The sequence below is a fragment of the Streptomyces pinistramenti genome (assembly GCF_020564935.1).
GTDB classification, from domain to species: domain Bacteria; phylum Actinomycetota; class Actinomycetes; order Streptomycetales; family Streptomycetaceae; genus Streptomyces; species Streptomyces pinistramenti.
Window position 1 is genome coordinate 344343 of sequence record NZ_JAJCXB010000001.1, and the last position, 21679, is coordinate 366021.

Genomic DNA, 21679 nt, shown 5'->3' on the forward strand with positions numbered 1-21679 from the left:
AGGGAGCGGGCCAGGCGTCGTCGGCACAGACGCAGGAGCCCCCGGCCGGGCCGCACGCCGGACAGCTCGTCGTCGCCGTCCAGGGCTACCTGCGGTCGTGGAGCAAGAGCCCCCAGGGCGTCGCGGTACCGGCCGCGCGGCAGGAGGAAGGCCGGGAGTACCTGGCACAGCTCGACGAGGCGGTGCGGGCCGGGCATGACGACGCAGGGCCGCTGCGCGAGCAACTGCTGGCGGCACTGCGGGAGATGGCGCAGGTCGGCTCCGCTACGGCGAACACCGCGGGCCCGCTGCCGCAGCCGCCCGGGCCCGTGGCGGCCGGCCCGGCACCAGCGGCTGGGAACCCGTCCCCGGGCCATTCCGGCGGGACGGCGCCCGAGGAGGGCGGGACCGGTCACCCGCAGCCGGCATCCCGCCGCCCCGCACCGGGCGCCGGGAATCGGGTCGTAGGCCCCCGCGCCGCTCGGCGCAAGCCGCTGAACCGGCCGGGCGTCCATACGGGCCTGACGGTGAACGAGGCGTTGGCGAAGGTGGCGGAGTGGGGGAGCGAGCAGCTGGACAGCACGGCGCGGGAGTGGCTTGCGACGCACAAGCAGCACGATGCACTGCAGGAGGACTTGGCGAGGGCGCTGCTTCAGTGGGGTGAGTATCTGCGTGCGCGGGACCGGCATCCGCTGACCGAAGAGAATCTGCCGTCGGCCGATGAGGAGTACGACACGTTCCTTTGCATGGTCGCGGGGGCCGATGGCCGGACGCTTCATGGGAGCGTACGCAGTCGTCTGCGCTCCGATGTGGACGATTTCGTCATGTACCGGCAGAATCCCCACGCGTGGCAGCCGGTGCGCGCCCCCGGGACGAGGGCCGCCGCGCCACGCCCCACTGCCCCAAGGGCCGTTCCCGGAAGGGAGCCGGCCGGCACGGTGGAGGAATTGCTCGCTCATCTCTCCGTGCGCTACGGCGCCTCGCACCCGCTCGTCGAGGTGTCGGGTGAGTGGCTCGACGCGCAACAGGCCGTGGGGACCAGGAAGGACCGGAGGCGGGCGCTGGCGGATTGGGAGAAGTACCTGCACGACCGGGACAGGGATCCGCTGGCGCAGACGGTCAGGCCGTCGGATGACCTGGACCTCCACCGCCACCTGGAGGAGCAGAACATCGGGCCGGCGGGACGCATGAAGCGCCTCGTCTACCTCGACCAGATCTTCGGGCGTCTCCGGAGCCGGATGCAGGAACGGAACAACCCGGCCACGGCCGACGCGTTGCTTGCCCACCTCTCCGCACGCTACGGCGCATCGCACCCGTTCGTCGGGGTATCGCGTGAGTGGCTCGGCGGGGAACAGGGTGCGCAACGGAGCGAGGAGCAGGAAAAGCGGTCCCGTGAGGACCGGGTTCGGGCGCTGCGGGGTTGGGAGCAGTACGTGTACGGCCGGGGCAGGGATCCGCTGGCGGAGACGGTGCGGCCGTCGGATGACCAGGAGTTCGCCGGCCACCTGGCGGAGCAGGGCATCAGCCTGGCGGTACGCATGAAGCACGTCGGCCGCCTCAACCACCTCTTCGACCGGCTCCGGAGCCGGACCGAAGGCCATCCCCTCACCGGGACAACACCCAGGGTTCCGGGCGGCACGGTGGATGACCTGCTTGCCCATCTCTCCGTGCGCTACGGCGACTCGCACCCGTTCGTCGAGGCGACGCGTGAGTGGCTCGACGGGCAACGGAGGGCGCAAAGCGGCGGGCAGCAGGGCGAGTTGACCCGTGCGAACCGGAGGCGGGTGCTGGCGGTCTGGGGGCAGTACCTGCACGACCGGGGCAGGGATCCGCTGACGGAGGTGGAGCGGCCGTCGAGGGACCAGGACTTCCGCCGCCACCTGAAGGAGCAGAACATCGGGTCGACGGGGGGCACGCAGCCCTTGCCCCTCCTCGATCAGATCTTCGGGCGGCTCGCTGACAGGCCGCTGGAACAGGTCAATCCGGCTACGGTCGGGGGTAATTCGTTCACCGCTCCTCTTACGGTCACGAAGCTGCTGTCCGACATGGCAGGCGTGCACGGTGCGACGCACCCCTTCGTCCGGCTGGTGGACGAGTGGCTCAACCAGCGTCGCCTCGCCCGGAAGAGCCTGCGGACCTATGCGGGTGACATCCGTCCGTGGTGGGAGCAGGCACGGGAAGGGCGCCTGCAATTCCCTGCCACGCCTCACGAGCAGATGGGCACATTCCTGCGGGACCTGGCGGTATGGGACGTGGCAACGGCGCGTCTGGTCCGGAACGAATCCGGGCCGTCCGCACGGAAATTGACGAATCATCACCAAATGGCTGCGCGGGCCCTCCACAAGCATGCGGAACGCTGCGGATACCTCGAAGATCTCGCACCGGGCGTCTATCCGGGCCTGACCATGGACGACGTGTTGGGGCAGCTTGCGGAGCGGGGAGGTGAGGAGCTGGGCAACACGGCGCGGGAGTGGCTCGCGTCGTACGTGCAGCGTGGCGCGCCGCCGCAGGAGGACCTGGCGAAGGCGCTGCTTCAGTGGAGTGAGTATTTGTGGGGGCGGAGCCGGCATCCGCTGACCGAGAGGAACCTGCCGTCGGCCGATGAGGAGTACGACACGTTCCTCGGCGGGGTCCAGGGGGCCGACGGCAGGACGCTCCAGGCGGATGAGCGCAGGCGCCTGCGCTCCGACGCGGACGATTTCCTCATGCACCGGCTAAGCCCCCAGGAGTGGCAGTCGGCGCGCGACACCGGGGCGACAGCCCGGGTTCCGGTCATCGTGGACGAATTGCTCGCCCATCTCTCCGCGCGCTACGGCGACTCGCACCCACTCGTCGAGGCGTCGGGCGAGTGGCTCGGCGGGCAGCTGCGAGCGCAGACCGCGGTGAACCGGGGTCTGGCGCTGGCGGGTTGGGAGCGCTACCTGCACGACCGGGGCAGGGATCCGCTGGCGGAGACGGTGCTGCCGTCGAAGGACCAGGCTCTCCGCCGCCACCTGGAGGAACGGAACGTCGAGGCGGCGGAACGCACGGAGCGCCTCGGCCAACTCGACCAGATCTTCTGGCGACTCCGGAGCCGGGCGCCGGGACGGAACGACCCGGCGACCACCCAAGGCAGTACTCAGGGGCCGTCGGCGCCTGTGCCGGAGACCCCGGCGGTGGTGGCCGCCCGGCAGATCGAGGATGCGGCCGACAGCTATCTGCGCAGGGCCGAGAGCGCGGCCGAAGCCTCGTCGGCGCAGGTGGAGGAGGGCTGGAACCATCTCGTCCGGCTCGACGACGCGGTGCGGGCCGGCACGGTCGGCCCGGACCTGCGCGCTCGTCTCCTGAACGCCCTGGCAGGGCTGGAACGGACCGACACCATGGCGCCGCGGATGGCGTCCACGCTGCCCCTCGGCATCGACATCCCGCGTGTGGGGGACAGCTGGGCCGACGCGCTGGAGGCGACCGTCGCGTCGTTGGAGGAGGCCGCGGGGCGCGACGGGCTGAGCGCGGAGCAGATCAGGCTGGGGCGGCGCCGCCGGCGCGACCTGTGGCATGCCGAGGTCCGCCGTCGGCTGCCGGAACAGCTGCCGGTGGAGATGACCCGGCGGCTGAACCAGGCGCTCAGCAGGCCCGCGCCCGGCGCCGTGGAGGCCACGGACGCGCCGCTGCCCGTCGCGCGCCGGACCGGGGCGTCGGGGCAGCTCCCGCAGTCGACGAACCCGGCCGCGGGGGTGCGTCGCCGACCGGTGCGGAGAAGCTTCGACGAGGCGGGGCCTGCGGCCGTTGAGCAGGTCCGTGACTGGCTGGCCACGCGGGAGAACCCGAATAGCCGTCAGGTCTACGCCGTGGGTCTGCGCGTGTGGTGGGATTTCGTGGGGCGCGAAGGACACGAGGGAGAGGCGTTGTTGTCGCCCTCCGCGGCCACGGTCGCAGCCTTCGTGGACAAGGCCCGCATGGGGCAGCGGGAAGCTCGCCTCTCCGCCGTACGCGGCTTCTACGACTTCCTGACGACCCGGCGCATCATCGCCGCCAATCCCTTCAGGACCGAACCGGAGGTGACCGGGCACGGCCTGGAGGAACCGGGTGCGTGGGGCGATCCGGACGGTGACGTGCCGATGGAGCCGGTGTCCGGGGAGCCGGGGGCCGGTCTGCGGGGGGATGCCGTCGGCTCCGGGCAGGAGGGCGGGCTCGGCGACGACCCGTGGGGCAGCCTCTTCGACGACCTGGAGGAACCGGGTGCGTGGGGCGGGTTGGACGAAGACGTGCCGATGGACCTGGTAGAGGCCGCGTACGAGCAGGGGCAGGGCGGCGCGGGCGGTACGGGGGCCGGCGCGGTGCCCGACGCCTACGCGGCGCTGTGGCAGTGGATGCCGGGGGAGTTGCTTCCTCCGGTGGCGAGCGGGGCCGATGCGGGCGAGACCGTGACCCGGTGGCTGGGCAGCGCGGCGGCGCGCGCCGAAGCGCGGTCCGTGCTCGACGGGGAGAACCCGCTGGGCCCGGCGCTGCTGGACCTCGTGGAGCACACTCTGTCGGCCCTGCCTACGCACGAGCAGCCGGCTTTCCTGTGGTCCGATCAGGACACGGTCGCGAACCACATATTCGGCTCCCAACTGATCGGCTCCCACGTCTACCTCGGGCACCTGCTGGCGATGTCCCCGACCTCCGTGCTCCCGCGCGACGGGCAGAACATCGAACTGCACATCGCCGGGGTGCACGGACGCCGGATTCCCCGGGAATGGCACGAATTCCACGACGAGTTCCCCGAAGGGGCGGTGCTGCTGCCGCAGGCCCCCGTCCTGCGGGTCGTGCACGTGGAGGGCACCGTCGACGGACACACGCGCCTGTACCTGCAGCCCGACGAGGCGACGGAGGAACAGCCCACCACCCAGGGCTTCCTGGACGACGCGGGCTTCGGCCCCTACGGCGGGCCTGGCGACGTCTACCTGCCGTCGGCACCCGGCGACGGGGCCGGTCCCTCGCAGCTCCCGCCCGGGGAGCCCGGGTTCTTCGCGCCGGGCCAGGACTCCGGCGTGTGGTACAGCGCGGCGGCACCGGGGGAGCAGCCGGACCGGACCCCGGCGGCGGCTTCAGGGCCGTACACGGACACCTCCGCCCGGATCCCGGAGGAGTCCGTGCAGGCACCGGACACCTCCGCCCGGACCCCGGACTTCCCGCTCGACGCCGATCTCGACCCCCGGCCGACCCCGGCCGAACGGGCCTCGGGCGATCTCCGCAGGTCGCGGCAGGCCCTGCGGCTGCTGCGCACGCACTACGCGACGTGGGAGCAGTCGCGGCAGCCGGAGGACGGCAGGACCCAGCACCCGCTGTTGGCCGCCGGGCCCGAGGAGTCCTACCACCTCCGCAAGCGCGGGCTCGACGCCTTCCTGGAGCAACACCTGCCGCTCATCGAGGCGTTGGGGGAGGCGGACCGGACGGTCGCCGTCCGCCGCTTCATGACCGGGACCGTCGGGCCCTGGACGCACGGAGAGAGTGCGCCCGACGCCCCGGCCGTCGGCCCGACAGGTGCCGTGCCGGGCCCGCCCGACGGTGTACACCCCGTGAGCGCCGAGCTCAGCGACCTGTGCCGCACCAGTGCCAGGCCCGACGAGATGCGGGAGCGGGTGGCGCGCGCCTGGCCGGAGATCGGCGACGCCTACCGGCAGACCGTCGCCGCCGACGAGACGGCCGGCGCCCGCGTCTCGGAAACCGTCCGGCAGTACCTGCGGCTGGCCTGGACCGGTGGTGACGACAGCGGCCGGATCCTGCCCGTGGACTCCCTCGTCAAGTCGCTCCTCCTCGACGGCCTGCCGCTGCGCGACGGCAACGGGGCCGTCCAACTGCCCGCCGCCGAGCTGTTCCGCCGCTACGGCGAACTCTTCCACGGGCCGCGCCAGGTGCTCATCGCCACTGCGGCATCCGAGTCGCGCGGCGTCTTCCACGCGTATTTCACCGGCCGGATCCCCGCGGAGTGGCTCATCGACCACATCGCCCAGATCGCGGTCAGGCTGGACGACCGGGGCGAAGGCGTCCCTGGCGAGCTGTCGGACTCCATGGTGGACGCAGTGCGCGGGCTCTTCGGCGAACTGCACCAGCACTACCAGGCCGGGGCCTCGCTCCCGTACGCGGCATGGGAGCGGTCCCCCGGGACGCCGGTGCCTTCGGCGGTACCGGCGTTCGCCTACCAGGAGTACGCGAACGGCAGCCGCAGACTGCAGCGTACCGACGGCGCCCCCTCCCTGTTCCGCTATGACGGCGTCCACCAGGAACTCTTCGCGCGGATCAACGAGCTGTTCGCGACGCCGGAGCGCATCCGCCAGGCGCACGCGCACCTCACGCAGCAGCGGCACGACGCGTCGGCCTGGCGCGCCCGCTGGCTGCTCGCCGACGACCCGATGCGCCGTATCCAGGACGGCTACCGGCCCGTGGAGCTGGACCACCGCTACCTCACAAGGCTCCGGGCCGACCGGCCGGCCCCCTACGACACGGCCGCCTTCCGCCACTTCCTTCACGGCCTGGCAGGCGGAGAACCCGGTCAGCAGCCCTTCCACGCCGTCGAACTGGCCACCGTGTACTCCCTCGTCGTCGGCGACGCGCTCCCCGGATTCGCGCAGGCCCTCGGCAACCGGACGCTGCCCGCCATGGTCACCGCCGCCGTCGCCGCGGCCGGGCTGCGCAGGCTGCCCGCCCACCACGGTGCCGTCCGGCAGCGCTTCGCCTCGCCGCAGGTGCCGTACATGACGGGCCGCGAACTGGACCTGAGCTTCGTGGTCGCCGATCCGCAGGCCGCCGGCAACACGGAGATCGTCTACACCGGCTTCCGGGCGACCGGCACCCACCCCCTCTTCCCCGGCAACCCCGGGGCGCCAGTGGTCATTTCCCCGGGCGAGCGCGGCATCGTCACCTCCGTAGAGCGGGCACCCGACCTCGACGGTCCCGTCGGCCCCGGTCACCGGCTCCAAATGGTGTCGCTCGGGGCCGAGATCGAGCGGATCCAGGTGAAGCGGCCGTCCGAGAAGTTCAGGGAGGGACTGGGCCATCTCGCGCCCGTGCCCTTCCAGCGGTTCGAGGTCAGGCGCTACCACCTCGGCGACGGGACGAAGCTGAGCCGGCTGATCGCGCGGGTTCACGTGGTCGCCGATCCCGCACTCTCGCCGGCCGAGGTGGCGGCCAAGAAGCAGCAAGTCCTCCCGTACGTGGACGCGTTCCACAACGTCGGGCACCGCTTCCCCGACGGCGATCTGGTGCAGTTCGTCGTGGAGTTCACCGACGACAGCTCCCGCGCCCACCACACGGTGTCGCTGTTGCCGGGCAGCGGCCGGGCGAACAGTGCCGAGTGGTTCCTGGACACTCTCCCGCTGATCGTGCTGCACGAGTTCAGTCACCTCTTCGGCGGCCGGGACTGGTACCAGGAAGGATGGCCGCGCCCGCTGGACGAGGACGGCTCGATCATGGCCGGGCAGTACCTCGACCCGTGGGGCCGCACCTGGCTGAACAGTGACTTGCCGTCGTCCTCCGGCGCACCGGTGCCGAACCTGCGGTGGCTGCCGCACGACCTGCAGATGCTCTGGTCATCCGTGCAGCAGGCGCGCCTCGCGCAGGCGAAGGAAGCGCACGGCGACGGCGCACCCCAGGACCGTGCGGCCGGGCGTCGGCCGGACCCCGAGGCCGAGCGCGTCTCCGTCCCGCTGGAGGTCCGCCGACGGGTGCTGTGGGGCGACCCCGGCACCGCCCGTCCGGGGCGGATGGCGCCGCGGAACCACGCGATCCACCGCGAGTACCCGCAGCGTGTGGGGGAGATGAATCCCAACGGCACCTATCTGGCGCGGTTTCCTTCGCAGCCCACGGCGGGCAGCGACGGCGTCGTCCACCACCCCGCGGGCGGGGACCTCGCCGGCCCGCCGACGGCCGAGGACGCCCCGGTGATGATGTTCCCCCACCACATGACCGAGGACGAGGTGGTGAAGGCCACCGAGCAGGCGTACCTCAACTGGCGTGCCAACGGCGGAATCTGGCCCGACGGGGCGGGCCGGATCGCCTTCGACGGGGTCTATCAGGGCCTGCGGGTTCGGGGTGTCGCCGACGCCTCCGGCAAGATCCTCGACTTCGCCCCGCACGAACAGCAGACCGACCCCAACGACACCGGACCGGCACCGCGCGCACTCCAAGTCCCCCTGTTCCGCACCCTGCTGCCGGAGCCCACCACGGGCGGCGCGCCACTGATCACCCGCTTCACGGAACGCTTCGTGCTCGACGGCGACCGCGCCAAGGGCGTGGGCGGCTATCACGGCTTTGCCCCCACAGAGCAGATGAAGCGCGGCATTTGGTACGAAGCGGTGGGCGGGGAGCCTCTGGAGAACGGCGTCCGGGCAGGGGAGGTGAGGCTGCTGGGCATACGCATCTCCCCGCGACCGGGTGAGCTCGGGTGGTGGCATACGGTCGCCGACGGCAGCAACGGCGGACACCTGCTCTTCCCGCAAGCATGGACGGCCGATGCCCTGTGGGGCGCGGTCCGCGACGCCCACACTCGCGCCCTGGACAGCGGGCGGTTCAGCTGGCACACCGAGGGCGACCACGCCCTGGGCGCGGGCTACCTGTGGACCGGCGAGAGCAACGGCGTCCGTATCCAGGGCTACACGCTCCAGGGACGCCACATCTGGGTCCGCCCCTCCGCGTACCAGCCGAGGGTGACCTGGTCCACCTGGGACGACGACGAGCACCTCGCGCAGTCCCAGGAGCAAGCGGTCCGGCTGCCGACCGGCGACACCACCGAGGCTCCCTTCCGGGTGTCGCACATCGTGCTCGACGACGACGATCTGGGCGTGCAACTGGCCGTCGAACTGTCGGTCCCGCACGGCATGGACGCCGGCCAGCAGCGTGAGTTGGCGGACTATCTGGACGAGGTCCAGGAGGAGATCGACACGACGTACAACAAGGTGCCCCGGGGCGACGGGCTGCCCTTGGTCCGCTTCGATGTCGTGCCCGTCGGGCCGGCGCCGGGAGTCCGGTCACCGCAGCCGGCCGAACTTCTCGCGCTGTGTGCCCGGGTCGGACCGGCTGCGCTGGCACAGCAGCTGCTGGGCATTCCGCCCGATGCCCAGCAGATAGGCGCGCTGCTCGCTGCCGCCTGCCGACAGGTGCCGATGCCGTCCCCGCACGCGGCCGACGCCTGGCTCCCGCTCGACGCGGAGCAGCACATCGTGGCGGCGCAACGCCACAGGACACCGGCAGGGATTGCCGCCGACCCGGGGGCGAGGGTGCTGCTGGAGACGTACCGGGCCGAGGAGCTGGCACCGTTCGCCACCCGCCGGAGCACCGTCGAAGAACTGCTCGCCCAGCTCCGGCCGGCATTCGCCCCCGGGGCCTGGTACAAGGAGACGGGGGACGAGCTGCCCGCCGGGCTCACCGATGACGAACTGCGGCTGCTCGCCTTCCGCGCGGCGCAGCAGGGCAGGTCGGACACACCGGGGCGCGACGTGTTCACCGGAACCGTCCCGGGCCACGACGACCTGGCACTCCAGGTCAGGACCGACGCCGAAGGCACGATCCGTGACTACCGGCTGGTGCCGTCCGATGCGGCCGAGCAGTTCTGGCCGGAGGACGAACGGATGGCGGCATCGCCGCTCCTGCCGGATGACAGCAGGGAGGATGACCTCGCCGCGTATGGCGTGCGGGATCCGGAGTCGGACAGCGACGACGACCTCGCCGCGTACGGGGTGCGGGATCCGGAGTCCGATGGGGACGAGCCCGTCATGGCCCTGGACGACGCTTCGGACATCTTCTCCGTACTGAGTGGCCGCTCCGCCCCGCCGCGGCCGAGCGCGCCGACGCCGGGGGAGCGGAGCCCCTACGAGCCCGAAGGCCCGCGTCAGGACATGGACACGGACACGGATATGGATATGGACACGGATGCGGAAGGGGATTCCGGCACGGATTCCGACAGCGACACGGTCTCGGACATGCCGGGGGTAGAGGAGCAGGCGCCGCCCTTCCGGCAGGTGGCCGTCGCCCCCGCGCCCCCGGACGGGCCGGTTCCGCCCCCGATCGGCGGCCACCAGCCGTCCGGCGCGGGCGCCGACTCCTCTCCGGAAGCCGCCACTTCGGGCACCGGTGAGGCGACACTCCCGCCGATGGCGCTCGGCACCATCCGCGTCGACGTGCAGGGACCGGCAGGACAGGGCGGCTTCGGATACCAGCCGTCCGGACTGTTCCAGGGGCTTGAGGTCAGCCGGGTGCGCCACGAGGGCGGGCCCTGGACGACCCGGGTGGTCCTGCGTACGGCGGCGGGGCAGCCGGACCTGCCCGGTGCCGTGCACACCACCACCGCCTACCGTCTGCCGGACGGGGAGCCGTTGGAATTCGTCCTGGTCACGCCGGGCTCCGACGCGCAGCTTCCGGCCCCCGGGCCCGTCCCGCTGCTGTCCGGATCCGGTGAAGTGGTCCTGGAACCGCGGGAGTTGCGCTCCCTCGGGCAGGCCATCGACGACGCCTGGCGGGCCGCCGTCGATGCCGGGCAGGTCCGGCGGCAGGGCCGCGCGACCGATGACACCCCATCGGGCGCCGCCCGCACCGGCACGCCGGATGCCGATGGCCCCGCGCGGGTGCGGGTGCCCCTGGAGGTGCGGCGGCGGGTGCTGTACGGCGGCGCCGGTTCTCCGGGGCTGCTCGAACCGGCCGGGACGGGGGCCCGCCCCTCCTCGTACCGGGTCGGGCAGCCGCACCCCAACGGCACCTACCTCACCCGCACGGCACACACGACCGAGCCGGTGCTGATGCTGCCGCCCAACTGGTCGTCGGAGCAGGTGACCTACGCCGTCGAGCAGGCGTATCTGGCCTGGCGGCGGGACGGCGGCAGCTGGCAGGACCCGTCGGCGCCGCGCCGCTTCGACGGGGTCTACCAGGGCCTGCGGCTGTGGGGCGAGGCCGACGCCGAGGGGAACGTCGTCGACTTCGGGCTGCACCCCGTCCAGGCCGATCTCCGGGCGCCTTCCTTCCTCGCCCCCCGTCCCGGTACGCAGGGTCCGCGCGTCACCGAGCGGCTGGAACGGCTGGTCCTGGACGGCGACCGGGCCCGCAATCTCGCCGGCCACTTCCTCCACGACGCGGACAGTCAGCGCGAGCGGGGCATGTGGTATCGGCCGCGCAAGAAGCTGGTCCGTGAGGACGGCGTGGTGCGGGAGGTCGACTGGAAGGAGGCGAACGGCGTCGTCACCGCACGGGTGAGTCTCCTGCCGGACCGGAACACCGCAGCGAACGGCCCGGAGGCGGCCGGTAGGGAGGCGGCCGGTGCGGAGGACTGGCAGGCGCCGGCCGGCGGCAAATGGACGGTGCTTTTCCCGTCGCAATGGACGATCGACGGCCTGTGGGACGCGGTGGCGCAGGGCCACGAACGGGCGTTGGACGCAGGCGACATCACCCTGTACGACGCCGGCTACCTGTGGTCAGGCACCGGCAACGGCGTCCGCATCGAGGGCTTCGTGCGCGACGGCGAACACGTCTGGATGCGGCCGTCGGCGCGGCAGCCGCTGCCCCGGTGGAGCGAGGACGCACTGGTCGCCACGAGCGGGCCGGTCCCGGTACGGGTGCCGGTGGGCGGCGGCTCGGTCGGCCTCGCCGTACGGCACGCGCTGTTCACCGGCGGCGATCACGGCGTACACCTGACCGCCACGGTGCCCCGCCCCGCCCGGGGGAGCGGTGTCGACGACGCGGACTACGAAGGCGCGTTGCGGCGCCTCCAGGGGCATGTCGACGCGGCCTACAACCAGGTGCAAGGGACGGCCGTCCCGGTGAAGTTCACGGTGACAGCAGCGGATCCGGCCCACGCCCCGGGGGCCGCCGCCGACCCGGTTGCCGCCCTCCTCCTCGGCAGCGACGCCGACCTCGCGGAGGCGGCGTACCGGCTGCTCGGCGTGGAGCCGGCCGCTTCGGACGTGGACGCACTCGCGGCGCGCGTACGGCAGTTGGCCCCGATGCCCGTGGAGTCGGCCGGATGGCAGCCGCACTCCTCGGCGGAGCGGACGTGGACGGCGCAGGAGACGTCGTCGGCGCTGACCCAGCTCCAGACGGCCGATGTCGGCCGGCTGCCCTCCGACCCCGAGGTCCGCACCTGGTCCGACGACCCCGACGTGGCACCGCACGGATCGGGGGCCGCCGAGCTGGCGGCGCAACTCCGCGACCGGTTCGCCCGGAAGGCGTGGGACGCGTGGTACGCACCGGAGGTGCTGCCGGACGGCTGGACCGCCGATCGGCTGCGGGTCGCGGCGTACCTGACGGCCCGACGTGCCCGGCAGGCGCAGGAGTTGGCGGAGTACACCCGTGTCCTGGTCGCCGACGCGGGCGCGGAGCTGCCGTTCCGGCTCCGGGTGACCTTCGACGCCGGTACCGGCACGGTCCTCGACTTCGTGCTCCCGGACCTGCCGCCGCCCGGCAGCGTGCGGGACCTGCCCCCGGACGACGCACCGGCCGGTGGCAGCGGCGACGCACCCGCCGGAACGCCCCACGGCGTGCCCGGCAGGGATGGCCACCCGGTACCGCCCCCTTCCCCAACAGCGGCCGGGAACAAGGGTGCCGGGACTCAGGACCTGGATATGATCTCCCAGGGGACGGACCTTCTCGCCGCCCCGGCCCTCGGTGTCATGTCGCCCGTCGGCAGGCAGCCTCTCGCCACCCGGGCGGGCCCGTGGACACCGACCCGGACGGGCAGCCCGATCCGGAGGCCCGGGGATGATCCAGGGCCACGCACCGCCGACGGCCCCGGGCCGAGAAGCCCTGGCAGCGGATCGGACGACACACCCGCCGCATCCGTCCCCACCCCCTACACCCCTCCGCACACGCACTTCGAGCAACAGCAGAAGAGGAGACGATGGCGCCCATGGAGCCGGAAGAGTCCCGCAAGGGCGGCGGCGCGCGACGGGACACGGCCGATGCCCCGTCGACGGCCGCCGAGACAGCGGCCGTTGAAGCGGCGGAGGCCGAGCCTCCGGCGCCGGCCGGACCGCGACCGCAGGCGACCGAGGGCAGGCCGTACGCCACGGGCGGCGTGACCGTGCCCGTCATCTCCGCGGACACCGATCCCGCCGCGGAACCCGCGCCCGCACCGCGAGCGGCATCCGCGCGGGCCACCGCCGCGTCAGGGCAGAGCGCCGCAGGTGCCCAGGGAGCGGCGGCAACGGCCGCAGCGGGGAAGAAGGACGCCCGGTCCGCCGCAGCCGCGGGCTCGTCGGGTCCTGGCGAGGACGCCACGGACCAGGCGGCGGGGCCCGCAGGGCGGGTGTCCAAGCCGATGGTGGCGGCCGCCGCCCTGGCCGGTGTGCTGCTGCTGTGCTCGCCGTTCCTCATCAAGGGCCTGGTGGGGCACGGTTCGGACGACGCCAAGCAGCCGCCGGCCGCCGGCTCCGACTACGACGGGCAGGGCCGCGGCGCGGGCATCGTGCCCGGCGCCGACCAGCCGCAGGGCAACCAGGGCCCGCCCGGCGGCGACGGCAGCAGCTCGGGCGGATCGAGCAACGGCAGCTCGGGCGACGGCGGTTCGGCGGGCGCCCCCGCCGACGGCGGCCACTCCTCGCCCCCGCCCAAGGACGACAAGACCTATGCCGCCGTGGCCGGCCCCGACTGCACCAACAGCTCCACCGGCTACAAGGAGCACGGGACGTACAGCGACGGCGACAAGGGCTGGACGACCCACGACGGCGGCTACGGCAAGGAGGGCTGCGGCGGCAAGTTCACCTCCGTCCCGATGGCGGGCGAGCAGGGCGACGACGGCAACTACGCCCTGTGGACCTTCGCCACAGGCCCGGTGACATCCGGAAGCTGCCAGGTCCGGGTGTACATCCCCAAGGACAGCGCGGTGGCGCACGTCGGGGGGCACCCCACCCGCTACTCCGTGTACGCCGCGGCCGGCGCGACGGGCAAGCCGCTCGGCGACTTCACCGTCAACCAGGTGGACAAGCGCGGCAACTGGGTGTCCGGCGGCACCTTCTCCCTCACCGGAGGCCACCTGGCCGTCATGCTGCACACCCTTGGCGTCGACTACGGCTCCGGCTTCGCCAACGCGCACCACGCCGCGGCGGCGGTCGGGGTGAAGTGCACCGGCTGACGGCCTCCGCATCACCCGCCCGCTGAACGGCACCGGCCGCACGGCCCGGAAAGATAGGGGAACCCCTTATCTTTCCGGGCCGATTTATAGGGGTCGGTAGGGGGTGTGAATGCGCCGCACCACGCTCCCCGGCATGGACAATGAAGACACGGAAAAACGAAGGCACGGGAAGCGATGGCCGGTACCCCGCCCGGAATTCCCGGGCCGGTGAATTGCACGAAGAGCAACTGCCGCCAGGGGCACCGCAGTTGAATGACAGACCGCGCATACACGCACGGGGCGGGCGCGCGGGCACGTACGCGTACGAGCACGGGACGGATGCGGCAGTACGGCCGGAGTGTGCGCCGGCCGCGGCGCGCGGCGTGCGAGAGGAATGACATGGGCATCGCTTCCGATGCGGACACAGGCGCGGGACGGCCCGCGCCGGAAGAAGCCGGCGCCATCGCGGTCGTCGGACTGTCCTGCCGTTTCCCCCGGGCGGCAGGCCCCGAAGCCTTCCGGCGGCTCCTGCACGGCGGCGCACCACCGTCCGCCGATGAGCCGCGCGACGCAGCGGGGCAGCCGGACGGCGGCCGCACCCGGGCCGCCGCGCTCCTCGACCCGGTCAACCGCTTCGAACCGGAATTCTTCGGGATCTCCGCAGCCGAAGCGGCCGCCATGGAACCGCAGCAGCGGCTGGTCCTGGAACTCGCCTGGGAAGCCCTGGAGAGCGCCGGAATACTGCCGGAGGGCCTGGCGGGCAGCGAAACCGGCGTCTTCCTCGGAGCCGTCGCCGACGACGGCGCGGCACCTCTGCGCCCGCACGGAGCCGACGCCGCGCTCACCGGCCTCAGCCGCGGCACGCTCGCCAACCGCGTGTCCCATGTCTTCGGCCTGCGCGGCCCGAGCCTGGTGGTCGACACCGCGCAGTCCTCCGCGCTGACCGCCGTCCACCTCGCCTGCCAGGCGCTGCGGGCCGGCGAGTGCACCGAGGCGCTGGCCGGAGGCGCCGCCGTGAGTCGTGAAGTGGACACCGCGTCAGTCGGCGGACGGGCCCGCGCCGACGGCGGCGTGCTCGTCCTCAAGACCCTGCGCAGGGCACTTGCCGACGGCGACACCGTGCACTGCCTGATCCGCGGCGGCGCCGTCAGCAACGAAGGCGGCGACACCCCGGCAGGACCGCCTGCCACGGCCGCCCGGGAAGACGTCCTGCGTCGCGCCTACACGCACGCCGGGGCCGACCCCGCCGCCACCCGGTTCGTCGAACTGCACGGCGCGGACACCGCAGCGGGCGACGGCATCGCCGCGCTGATCAAGACGGTCCTGTGCCTGCGCGAGGCCGTCCTCGTGGCCGGTTCCCCGCATGCCGAGGTCTCCCCGGAGGCGCCGCACCTCCGGTCCGGCGACCGCGGACAGCCGCTCGTACGGCACGGGGACGAGCCGGTGCTGGCGGAGGTCAGCGCGTTCGGCGCGGGCGGCACCAACTGCCATGTGGTGCTGTCCGACTGGCGCCCGCAGCGGGTGGCGGCGGAGCCGGCCCCGCGGCCCGGCCCGGCACAGTGCGCCCGCAGCGGCGTCCCCGTCACGCCGGCCCTCTCGGCGGGTACCACCGACACCCCGCGCACCCGCGCGGCCCGCCTGCACACGCACCTGGCGGCCTACCCCGGGTACCGCCCCGATGGCATCGCCCCCACCCTCCTGCCGGTCGACCGACGAGCGGCACACGCCACACCCCCCGGCCCGACCGCAGCAACCGCCATCCACAAGACCGTCGACGGCACCGCCGACCCCGCTGCCGACCTGGACGACGAACAGGTGCTGGAAATCATCGGCGAACTGCCCCTGCAACGCCTGCGCGAGGCCGGACTGTTGTCCCGGCTGCTGGAACTCGCCGGTCACGCCTGAAGCCCATCCGCCGCCCTCCTGCCGCTGCGCCGGAACACCCGACCTGGCGCAGCGCCGTGCTGACCTGAGCCGGTGAACGGCCCGGAGAAGTAGGGGGTGGGGCGGCCGATCTGGGGTTCAAAGTAGGGGGCGGGCGTGGATACGTTGACCGGGCACCCGTGGAAGACCGCGGCGTGCGGCACCGGGCCAGGCGCCCGGCGCATCCGTACCGGATCCGATAGTCCCCCTGTCGCCGGGGATGCGCGTGCGACGACAGTGCAGAGGGAGAGCGAGGAGCCATTCGTGCGGTATGACATTCTTGGTTCGCTTCGGGTGACCGATGACCACGGCGTCTCCTCGGTCAGTGCGCCGAAGATGCAGATTCTGATGGCCGCGCTGCTCGTCCGGGCCAACCACGTCGTGTCAGGCGAGGAGCTGACCCGCGAGATCTGGAGCAGCAACCCGCCACGGCGCGCGACCGCTTCCTTGCACGTCCACGTCTCCCAGCTGCGGAAGATCCTCGCCCGCCCCGGCCGGCCCGAGAGTCCGATCGGCACCGAGGCCCCCGGCTATCTCCTGCGCGTCGAGCCGGGCGAGCTGGACCTGCACCGCTTTCAGCAGCTGCTGCGGGACGGGCGGCAGGCCGCGCGCGCCAAGAACCACGACAAGGCGGCGACGGTGCTGGGCGCGGCGCTGTCCCTGCACCGGGGTGCGGTGCTGAACGGGGTGGGCGACGGGCCGATCGTCGGCGGCTTCGTCCGCTGGGCCGAGGAAGCCAGGATCGAGTGCGCCGAACTGTTCGTCGAGTCCGGCATGGCACTGGGCCGCTACCAGGAGATGGCCGGACTGCTGCGCTCCCTGCTCGCCGAACACCCGCTGCACGAGGTCTTCTACCAGCAGCTCATCCGCTGCCTGTCACGGTCGGGCCGGCGGGCCGAGGCGCTGCGCGTCTACCACTGCGCCCGCGAGACGATCCGCCGCGAACTGGGCCTCGAACCCTGCCCGGCACTGCGGGAACTCCAGCGGACGATCCTGCTGTCCGATGACGAGCGGTCGGGCATCCGCCTGGCGGGGTGACGGGCGGGCGAAGGGCGGTGGCGGAGACGGCGGTCTTAGGGTCCGCCGTCTCCGCCTTTCCGTGCCACGAAGCCTTCCACGCCAAGAATGCGCCACGCCCCGCACGTCGACGGGGACGGGCCGCGCAACGCGGAGCGGTCAGAGGCGGCGGTCCTCTCCGGCCCGCACCAGCCCCACCTCGTAGGCAAAGACCACCGCCTGGACCCGGTCGCGCAGATGCAGCTTGGCGAGCATCCGCCCGACATGGGTCTTGACGGTGGCCGCGGACAGTACGAGGCTCTCCGCGATCTCCGCGTTCGACAGGCCCTGGGTCAGCAGGAGCAGTACCTCGCGTTCCCGGTCGGTGAGCCGTTCGAGGGCGGTGCCGTCCGCAGGCATCCAGACGAATCGGCGCGGCCGCTGCCGGGTGATCACCGTGGTTGTCTCCTTCGCCAGTCACCGACAGGTCGCGGGAAACTCCCCGGGCGGGACGGGTATCCCCGCCGGGCGGCAGCCCGGTCGTCGGGGGCGGCGTTTCCCGAACAACCCCAACGGCCTTCTGCCGTAAGGAATATGTCGGAGCGTCAGCATCTCTGGGAGCGCCTTGACCGGGGCACCCCCAGTTGGAGGGGGATACGGCTTCTGGCGCAATTCGTGCCGCCATCACGCAGATTCCGGCCGTCCTCGCGGCAACCGTTACCCGGCTGGTGTGCCGAGGAGTGCGCCGCCGATCCGCTCGGCGACCTCCGGCACGTGGCCCTCCAGGTAGAAGTGGCCGCCGGAGTACACCGACACCTCGCACTCCGCCGTGGTGTGCTGCTGCCAGGCCGGCGCGTCGGCCACCGCGAGCGACGGGTCGGCGTCGCCGGACAGCACGGTCAGCGGGCAGTTGACCCTCTCGCCCTGACCGCAGACGTACGTCTCGATCGCGTGGTAGTCGGCCCGGACGGCGGGCAGCACCATGGCCCGCAGCTCCGCGTCGGCCAGCACGCCCGGCGCGGTGCCGCCCAGCCGCTCCAGCTCGGCGACCAGACCGTCGTCGTCCAGCAGCCGGATGGCCTTGCGCCGAGGGTCGGACGGGGCGCGCCGGGCCGAGACGAAGAGCCGTACGGGGCCCGGCAGTCCGGCCCGCTCGCACCGCCTGGCCACCTCGAAGGCCACGATCGATCCCATGCTGTGCCCGAAGAACGCGAACGGCTCCGTCAGGTGGGGCCGCAGCGCATCGAAGGCCGCGTCCGCCAGCTCGGGGATGGCGGTGAACGGCGCTTCCGTGCGCCGCTCCTGGCGCCCCGGATACTGCAGGGACCAGGCTTCGATGCCGGGCGGCAACTGCCGGGCGAGGGGGAGGTAGAAGCTCGCTGCGCCGCCGGCGTGCGGGAAGCAGACGAGCCGGACCCGGCTCTCCGGCGCGGGGCGGAAACGCCGGATCCACGGGTCGGCCGACGGGTCGGGGAGCGCGGGTGCCGGTGTGCCGGTCGGGTCGGTGTGCTGCACAGGGGGTCCTTCCTGGGGTGCGCGCCCGTGGTCGCGGTACGGAGGCGGTCACGGCCGGGCGGCGTGCCGTGTGCCGTGACCACCATGCCGTACCGCAACCCCGGTGCGGCGCCGTTCAGTCGGGAAGGCGGGTGAGGGCGAGCGTCACCTCGCCGCCGCAGCCCTCTCCGGTGTCGTCGTGGTAGCGGTGGGTGGTGTTGATCATCAGAAGCGGGTCGCCGACGCTGGACGCCCGCCGCTGGAGCCGGTTGAACACCACCTCACCGCCGAACGCACGGGGGTCGACCGGGCGCCGGAACCTGGCCTGGAACCGGGTGATGAGCATGTCGGGCAGCAGACGCTTCCAGTAATCGTCCATCGTCCAGCCCGAGAACTCCTCCAGCAGCCGCCACTGGACCGCCGCGGCGGCGGTGTAATACGCCATCTGGTTGTAACAGATGTTGACCTCGACGGAGTTGAGGTGCCCGGTGTCGTCGATGTAGCAGGACTCGGGGATGGAGAAGGTGCACTGCGCGGAGACGATCCCGTCATCGGCGGTGACGTCGGCCGACTTCAGGTACTTGCAGTGCTCCTTGTAGGGGTGGAGCACCTTGTCCAGAATGTCGAGGTCGGTCGGGTAGCTGACCGCGGCCATGGTCACGCCTCCTTCTCGTACAGCTTGTGGGCGTCGTGCACGGTGATGCGGTGCGAGGCGGTCGGCTCCGGTGTCGTGGTGTGCCGGGCGCGGTGGATCAGGCTGCGGTTGTCCCAGACGAGCAGGTCGCCCACCTCGAACTCCTGGAGGTGGATGAGCTCGTGGCTCAGCTCCTCGTCGAGCTGGCCGGTGACCTCAAGGAGCTGATGCAGCAGCTTGTCGTCGAGCGGGTTGCCGTCCGCGTCCTCGATCTCGACGGTGCCGGCCTCGCTGATGTAGAGAACCGTTTCCCCGGTCAGCGGGTGCGTGAAGGTGGTGGGATGCAGCACGTCCGGGGTCTTCTGCTTGATCTCCGCGATGACTTCGGACAGCGGCCGGTGGACGTCCCCCGGACGGATCTTGAAGTACTTGCGCACGGTGTGACGGGAGTTGGTGCCGGCCACCGCCGCCTTCAGGTCGTCGGGCAGCCTGCGGTACGCCTCGCCCATGTCGATGAAGTACGTGCCGCGGTTCTTCTTCGGCACGACCTGCGGGTGGATGAGGGTGATGCCGAACGGGTCGGGCATGAACTGGTAGTCGGCGTGCCAGAACTGGCCGGTCTTGGGGACGCCGACCTGCTTGCCGTCCTGCGGAATGTTCGAGGACACGAAGATATCCGGGTTGTCCGGGTGGTGGTACATCGGCTCGTAGTAGCGCTCAGGGCGGCCCAGCCGCTTGCTCAATTCGAGGAAGGAATCGGTCGACAGGTCCTGGTTCTTCAGTACCGCGATCTTGCTGGTGTAGACGGCCTGCATGAGTTCCTGGACGTCGGAATCCGACGCGGTGGTGTGGTCGAAGCCCTCGACGGTCACACCCAGTTTCTTGCCTGCCTGCGGCGTGATGTTCATGGTGCGCGTTCTCCGGATTCTGGTGAGGGGGGCCGGCGGATGGGGGCGCCGGTAAGGGGCGGGGAGCCGCCGGTCGGGGCGTCGACGCCGGGACGGGCGGTGGTCGTACGTCACCGGTGCCGGGCCGCTGACGCATACCCGCGTCGATGGCGGTCCGCTGGGGCGGCCGGCGGGAAATCCGTTCGTGCTCACGACGTGCCTTCCGGAAAACAGTGGAAGGTTTTCGCGTGGCGTCATCCACGAGGCGGATACAGATCAAGAAAAAGGCCGAAGCGTCATGTGTGTCAATGCCGGAGTGGATTTCTGAAGTGATTCTAAAGAAGCGCTGAAGGCCCGGGAGTGCGCTACGGGATCCCGGCCGGGTGTGCAGGCGGTTCGAGATTGTTGAGCTGGCCTGCGGAAATGCCCTGTGGGTCGTGCAGTTGAGGTGGTGTCACGCCGCTGTCACCGAAGGGAAACGCGGGCGATAAGGAACCTGTCGGCAGTTGCACGGGGCCATACCTTCGGCGTATCAAGTGTCTTGGCAGCCCGGTGATCTTCGGCCACAGTGAAGGAATTCACCGGGGGCGCGTTGTGCATCTCAATCATCTGCTGCTACCGGAACATGGTGCCGCGCGGACTTCGGAGGCGCGTTTTCCATGGAATCGACTCAGGTATGCGCACGGCGTATTTCCGGATCTCGCCGGCTTCGGCGCAAGATCCCCCGCCGCACGCACCCCGCCGGACCGGATTCTGCCTGCGGGCGCCCGGTCGACTGAGCTCCGCAGCACCCCCGTTCACCCGTCATCCCGCCGTCTCCCGCTGCTGTGCGAGCAGTGCGCCGCGCGCACCGGCGTCCGGAGGCCGGCCGCCTACGGCACCATCACCCTCCGAGAGGTATCCAGCCCCATGAACTACATCATTGACCCCGCGTGGGCCGAAGAGCGCGAGCGTCTGGAAAACCTGGCCGTCTTCTACAACGTGGGCACCGCCGAGATCTGCGACCGGCTGGGCGTCGGTGCCGGCTGGCGCTGCCTGGACCTCGGCGCGGGCAGCGGCAGCGTCGTGCGGATGCTCGCCGAACGGGTCGGGCCCGAGGGCGAGGTGCTGGCGATCGACGCCGACACCCGCTTCCTGGAACCGCTGGCCGGCGGTCCGATCACGGTACGCACCATGGACGTGACGGCTGGGCCGCTGCCCGAGGGCCGGTTCGACTTCGTGCACGCCCGGCTGCTCCTTGAGCACCTGCCCGAACCGGCCGAGATGGTGCGGTCGATGACGGCCGCGGCCCGGCCGGGCGGCTGGGTGGTCGTCGAAGACGTCGACTGGTCCACGGCGCTGACCATCGACCCTCCGTCCGAGGCCCACGAGCGCGTCATCGCCGCCTGTCACAAGCTGTACGCGGGCAGCGCCTACGACGCCTCCTACGGCCGGAAGGTGCCCCGCCAGCTGCGCGAGGCGGGGCTGACCGACATCGGGATCCGGGCGGCGTCGATGCCGCTGCTGGCCGACGTCGAGCACGGCCAGCCGGACTGGCAGATGTGGGTCACCCAGCTCGCCCCCCGGATGCTGGCCGAGGGACTGCTCACCCAGGATGACCTCGACGCCTTCAGCCGTCTGTGGCACGACGGCGACACGGTCGGCTTCGGGCCGCTGATCGTCAGCGCCTGGGGCCGCCGCCCCGCCGACGAGAGCGCACGCTAGAGGCAGCGG

Annotated in this window: 8 protein-coding genes and 1 pseudogene (1 of these 9 running past the window's edge); 5 read left to right on the plus strand and 4 right to left on the minus strand. The window is 72.1% G+C overall.

The genetic code is table 11. From position 1 onward, the window contains the following. From LIU39_RS01435 to LIU39_RS01455, 4 genes are all read left to right on the plus strand, one after another. Window positions 1-13001: the 3' end of a WXG100-like domain-containing protein gene (locus LIU39_RS01435; protein ID WP_227043682.1), read on the plus strand. It extends 32245 nt beyond the left edge of the window; only the last 13001 of its 45246 coding nucleotides appear in the window; the start codon falls outside the window, past its left edge; the stop codon is at window positions 12999-13001. Next, window positions 12998-14053, plus strand: a complete 1056-nt coding sequence (locus LIU39_RS01440) for a hypothetical protein (protein ID WP_227043631.1) — start codon at window positions 12998-13000, stop codon at window positions 14051-14053. The genes LIU39_RS01435 and LIU39_RS01440 overlap by 4 nt, the downstream gene beginning before the upstream one ends. 378 nt (window positions 14054-14431) lie before the next feature. Further along, complete coding sequence (locus LIU39_RS34740; RefSeq protein WP_264482231.1) at window positions 14432-15937, plus strand: polyketide synthase; 1506 nt, start codon at window positions 14432-14434, stop codon at window positions 15935-15937. Between the two features lie 312 nt (window positions 15938-16249). Then, window positions 16250-16993, plus strand: coding sequence for an AfsR/SARP family transcriptional regulator (locus tag LIU39_RS01455; RefSeq protein ID WP_227043633.1), 744 nt, complete (start codon window positions 16250-16252; stop codon window positions 16991-16993). 138 nt (window positions 16994-17131) lie between these two features. Here LIU39_RS01455 and LIU39_RS01460 read toward each other — a convergent pair. The 4 genes and pseudogenes from LIU39_RS01460 to scoE all read right to left on the minus strand — a co-directional run. Beyond that, window positions 17132-17350, minus strand: a pseudogene (locus LIU39_RS01460) (response regulator transcription factor); the annotation flags it as partial. A gap of 318 nt (window positions 17351-17668) precedes the next feature. Continuing rightward, entirely contained in the window at window positions 17669-18466 is a 798-nt protein-coding gene (locus LIU39_RS01465; RefSeq protein WP_227043635.1) for a thioesterase II family protein, read from the minus strand. A 115-nt stretch (window positions 18467-18581) separates the two neighbouring features. Beyond that, window positions 18582-19100 carry a (2E)-enoyl-ACP glycyltransferase gene (gene scoD, locus LIU39_RS01470; protein ID WP_227043637.1) on the minus strand — a complete coding sequence of 173 codons (519 nt, stop codon included), beginning with the start codon at window positions 19098-19100 and terminating at the stop codon, window positions 18582-18584. A 2-nt stretch (window positions 19101-19102) separates the two neighbouring features. Further along, complete coding sequence (scoE, locus tag LIU39_RS01475; protein WP_227043639.1) at window positions 19103-19987, minus strand: (3R)-3-[(carboxymethyl)amino]fatty acid oxygenase/decarboxylase; 885 nt, start codon at window positions 19985-19987, stop codon at window positions 19103-19105. Between the two features lie 888 nt (window positions 19988-20875). On the opposite strand from scoE, the gene LIU39_RS01480 reads away from it, so the two are divergent. Beyond that, a complete protein-coding gene (locus LIU39_RS01480) occupies window positions 20876-21670 on the plus strand; it encodes a methyltransferase domain-containing protein (protein WP_227043641.1) in 795 nt (264 codons plus the stop codon). Window positions 21671-21679: the final 9 nt, after the last annotated feature.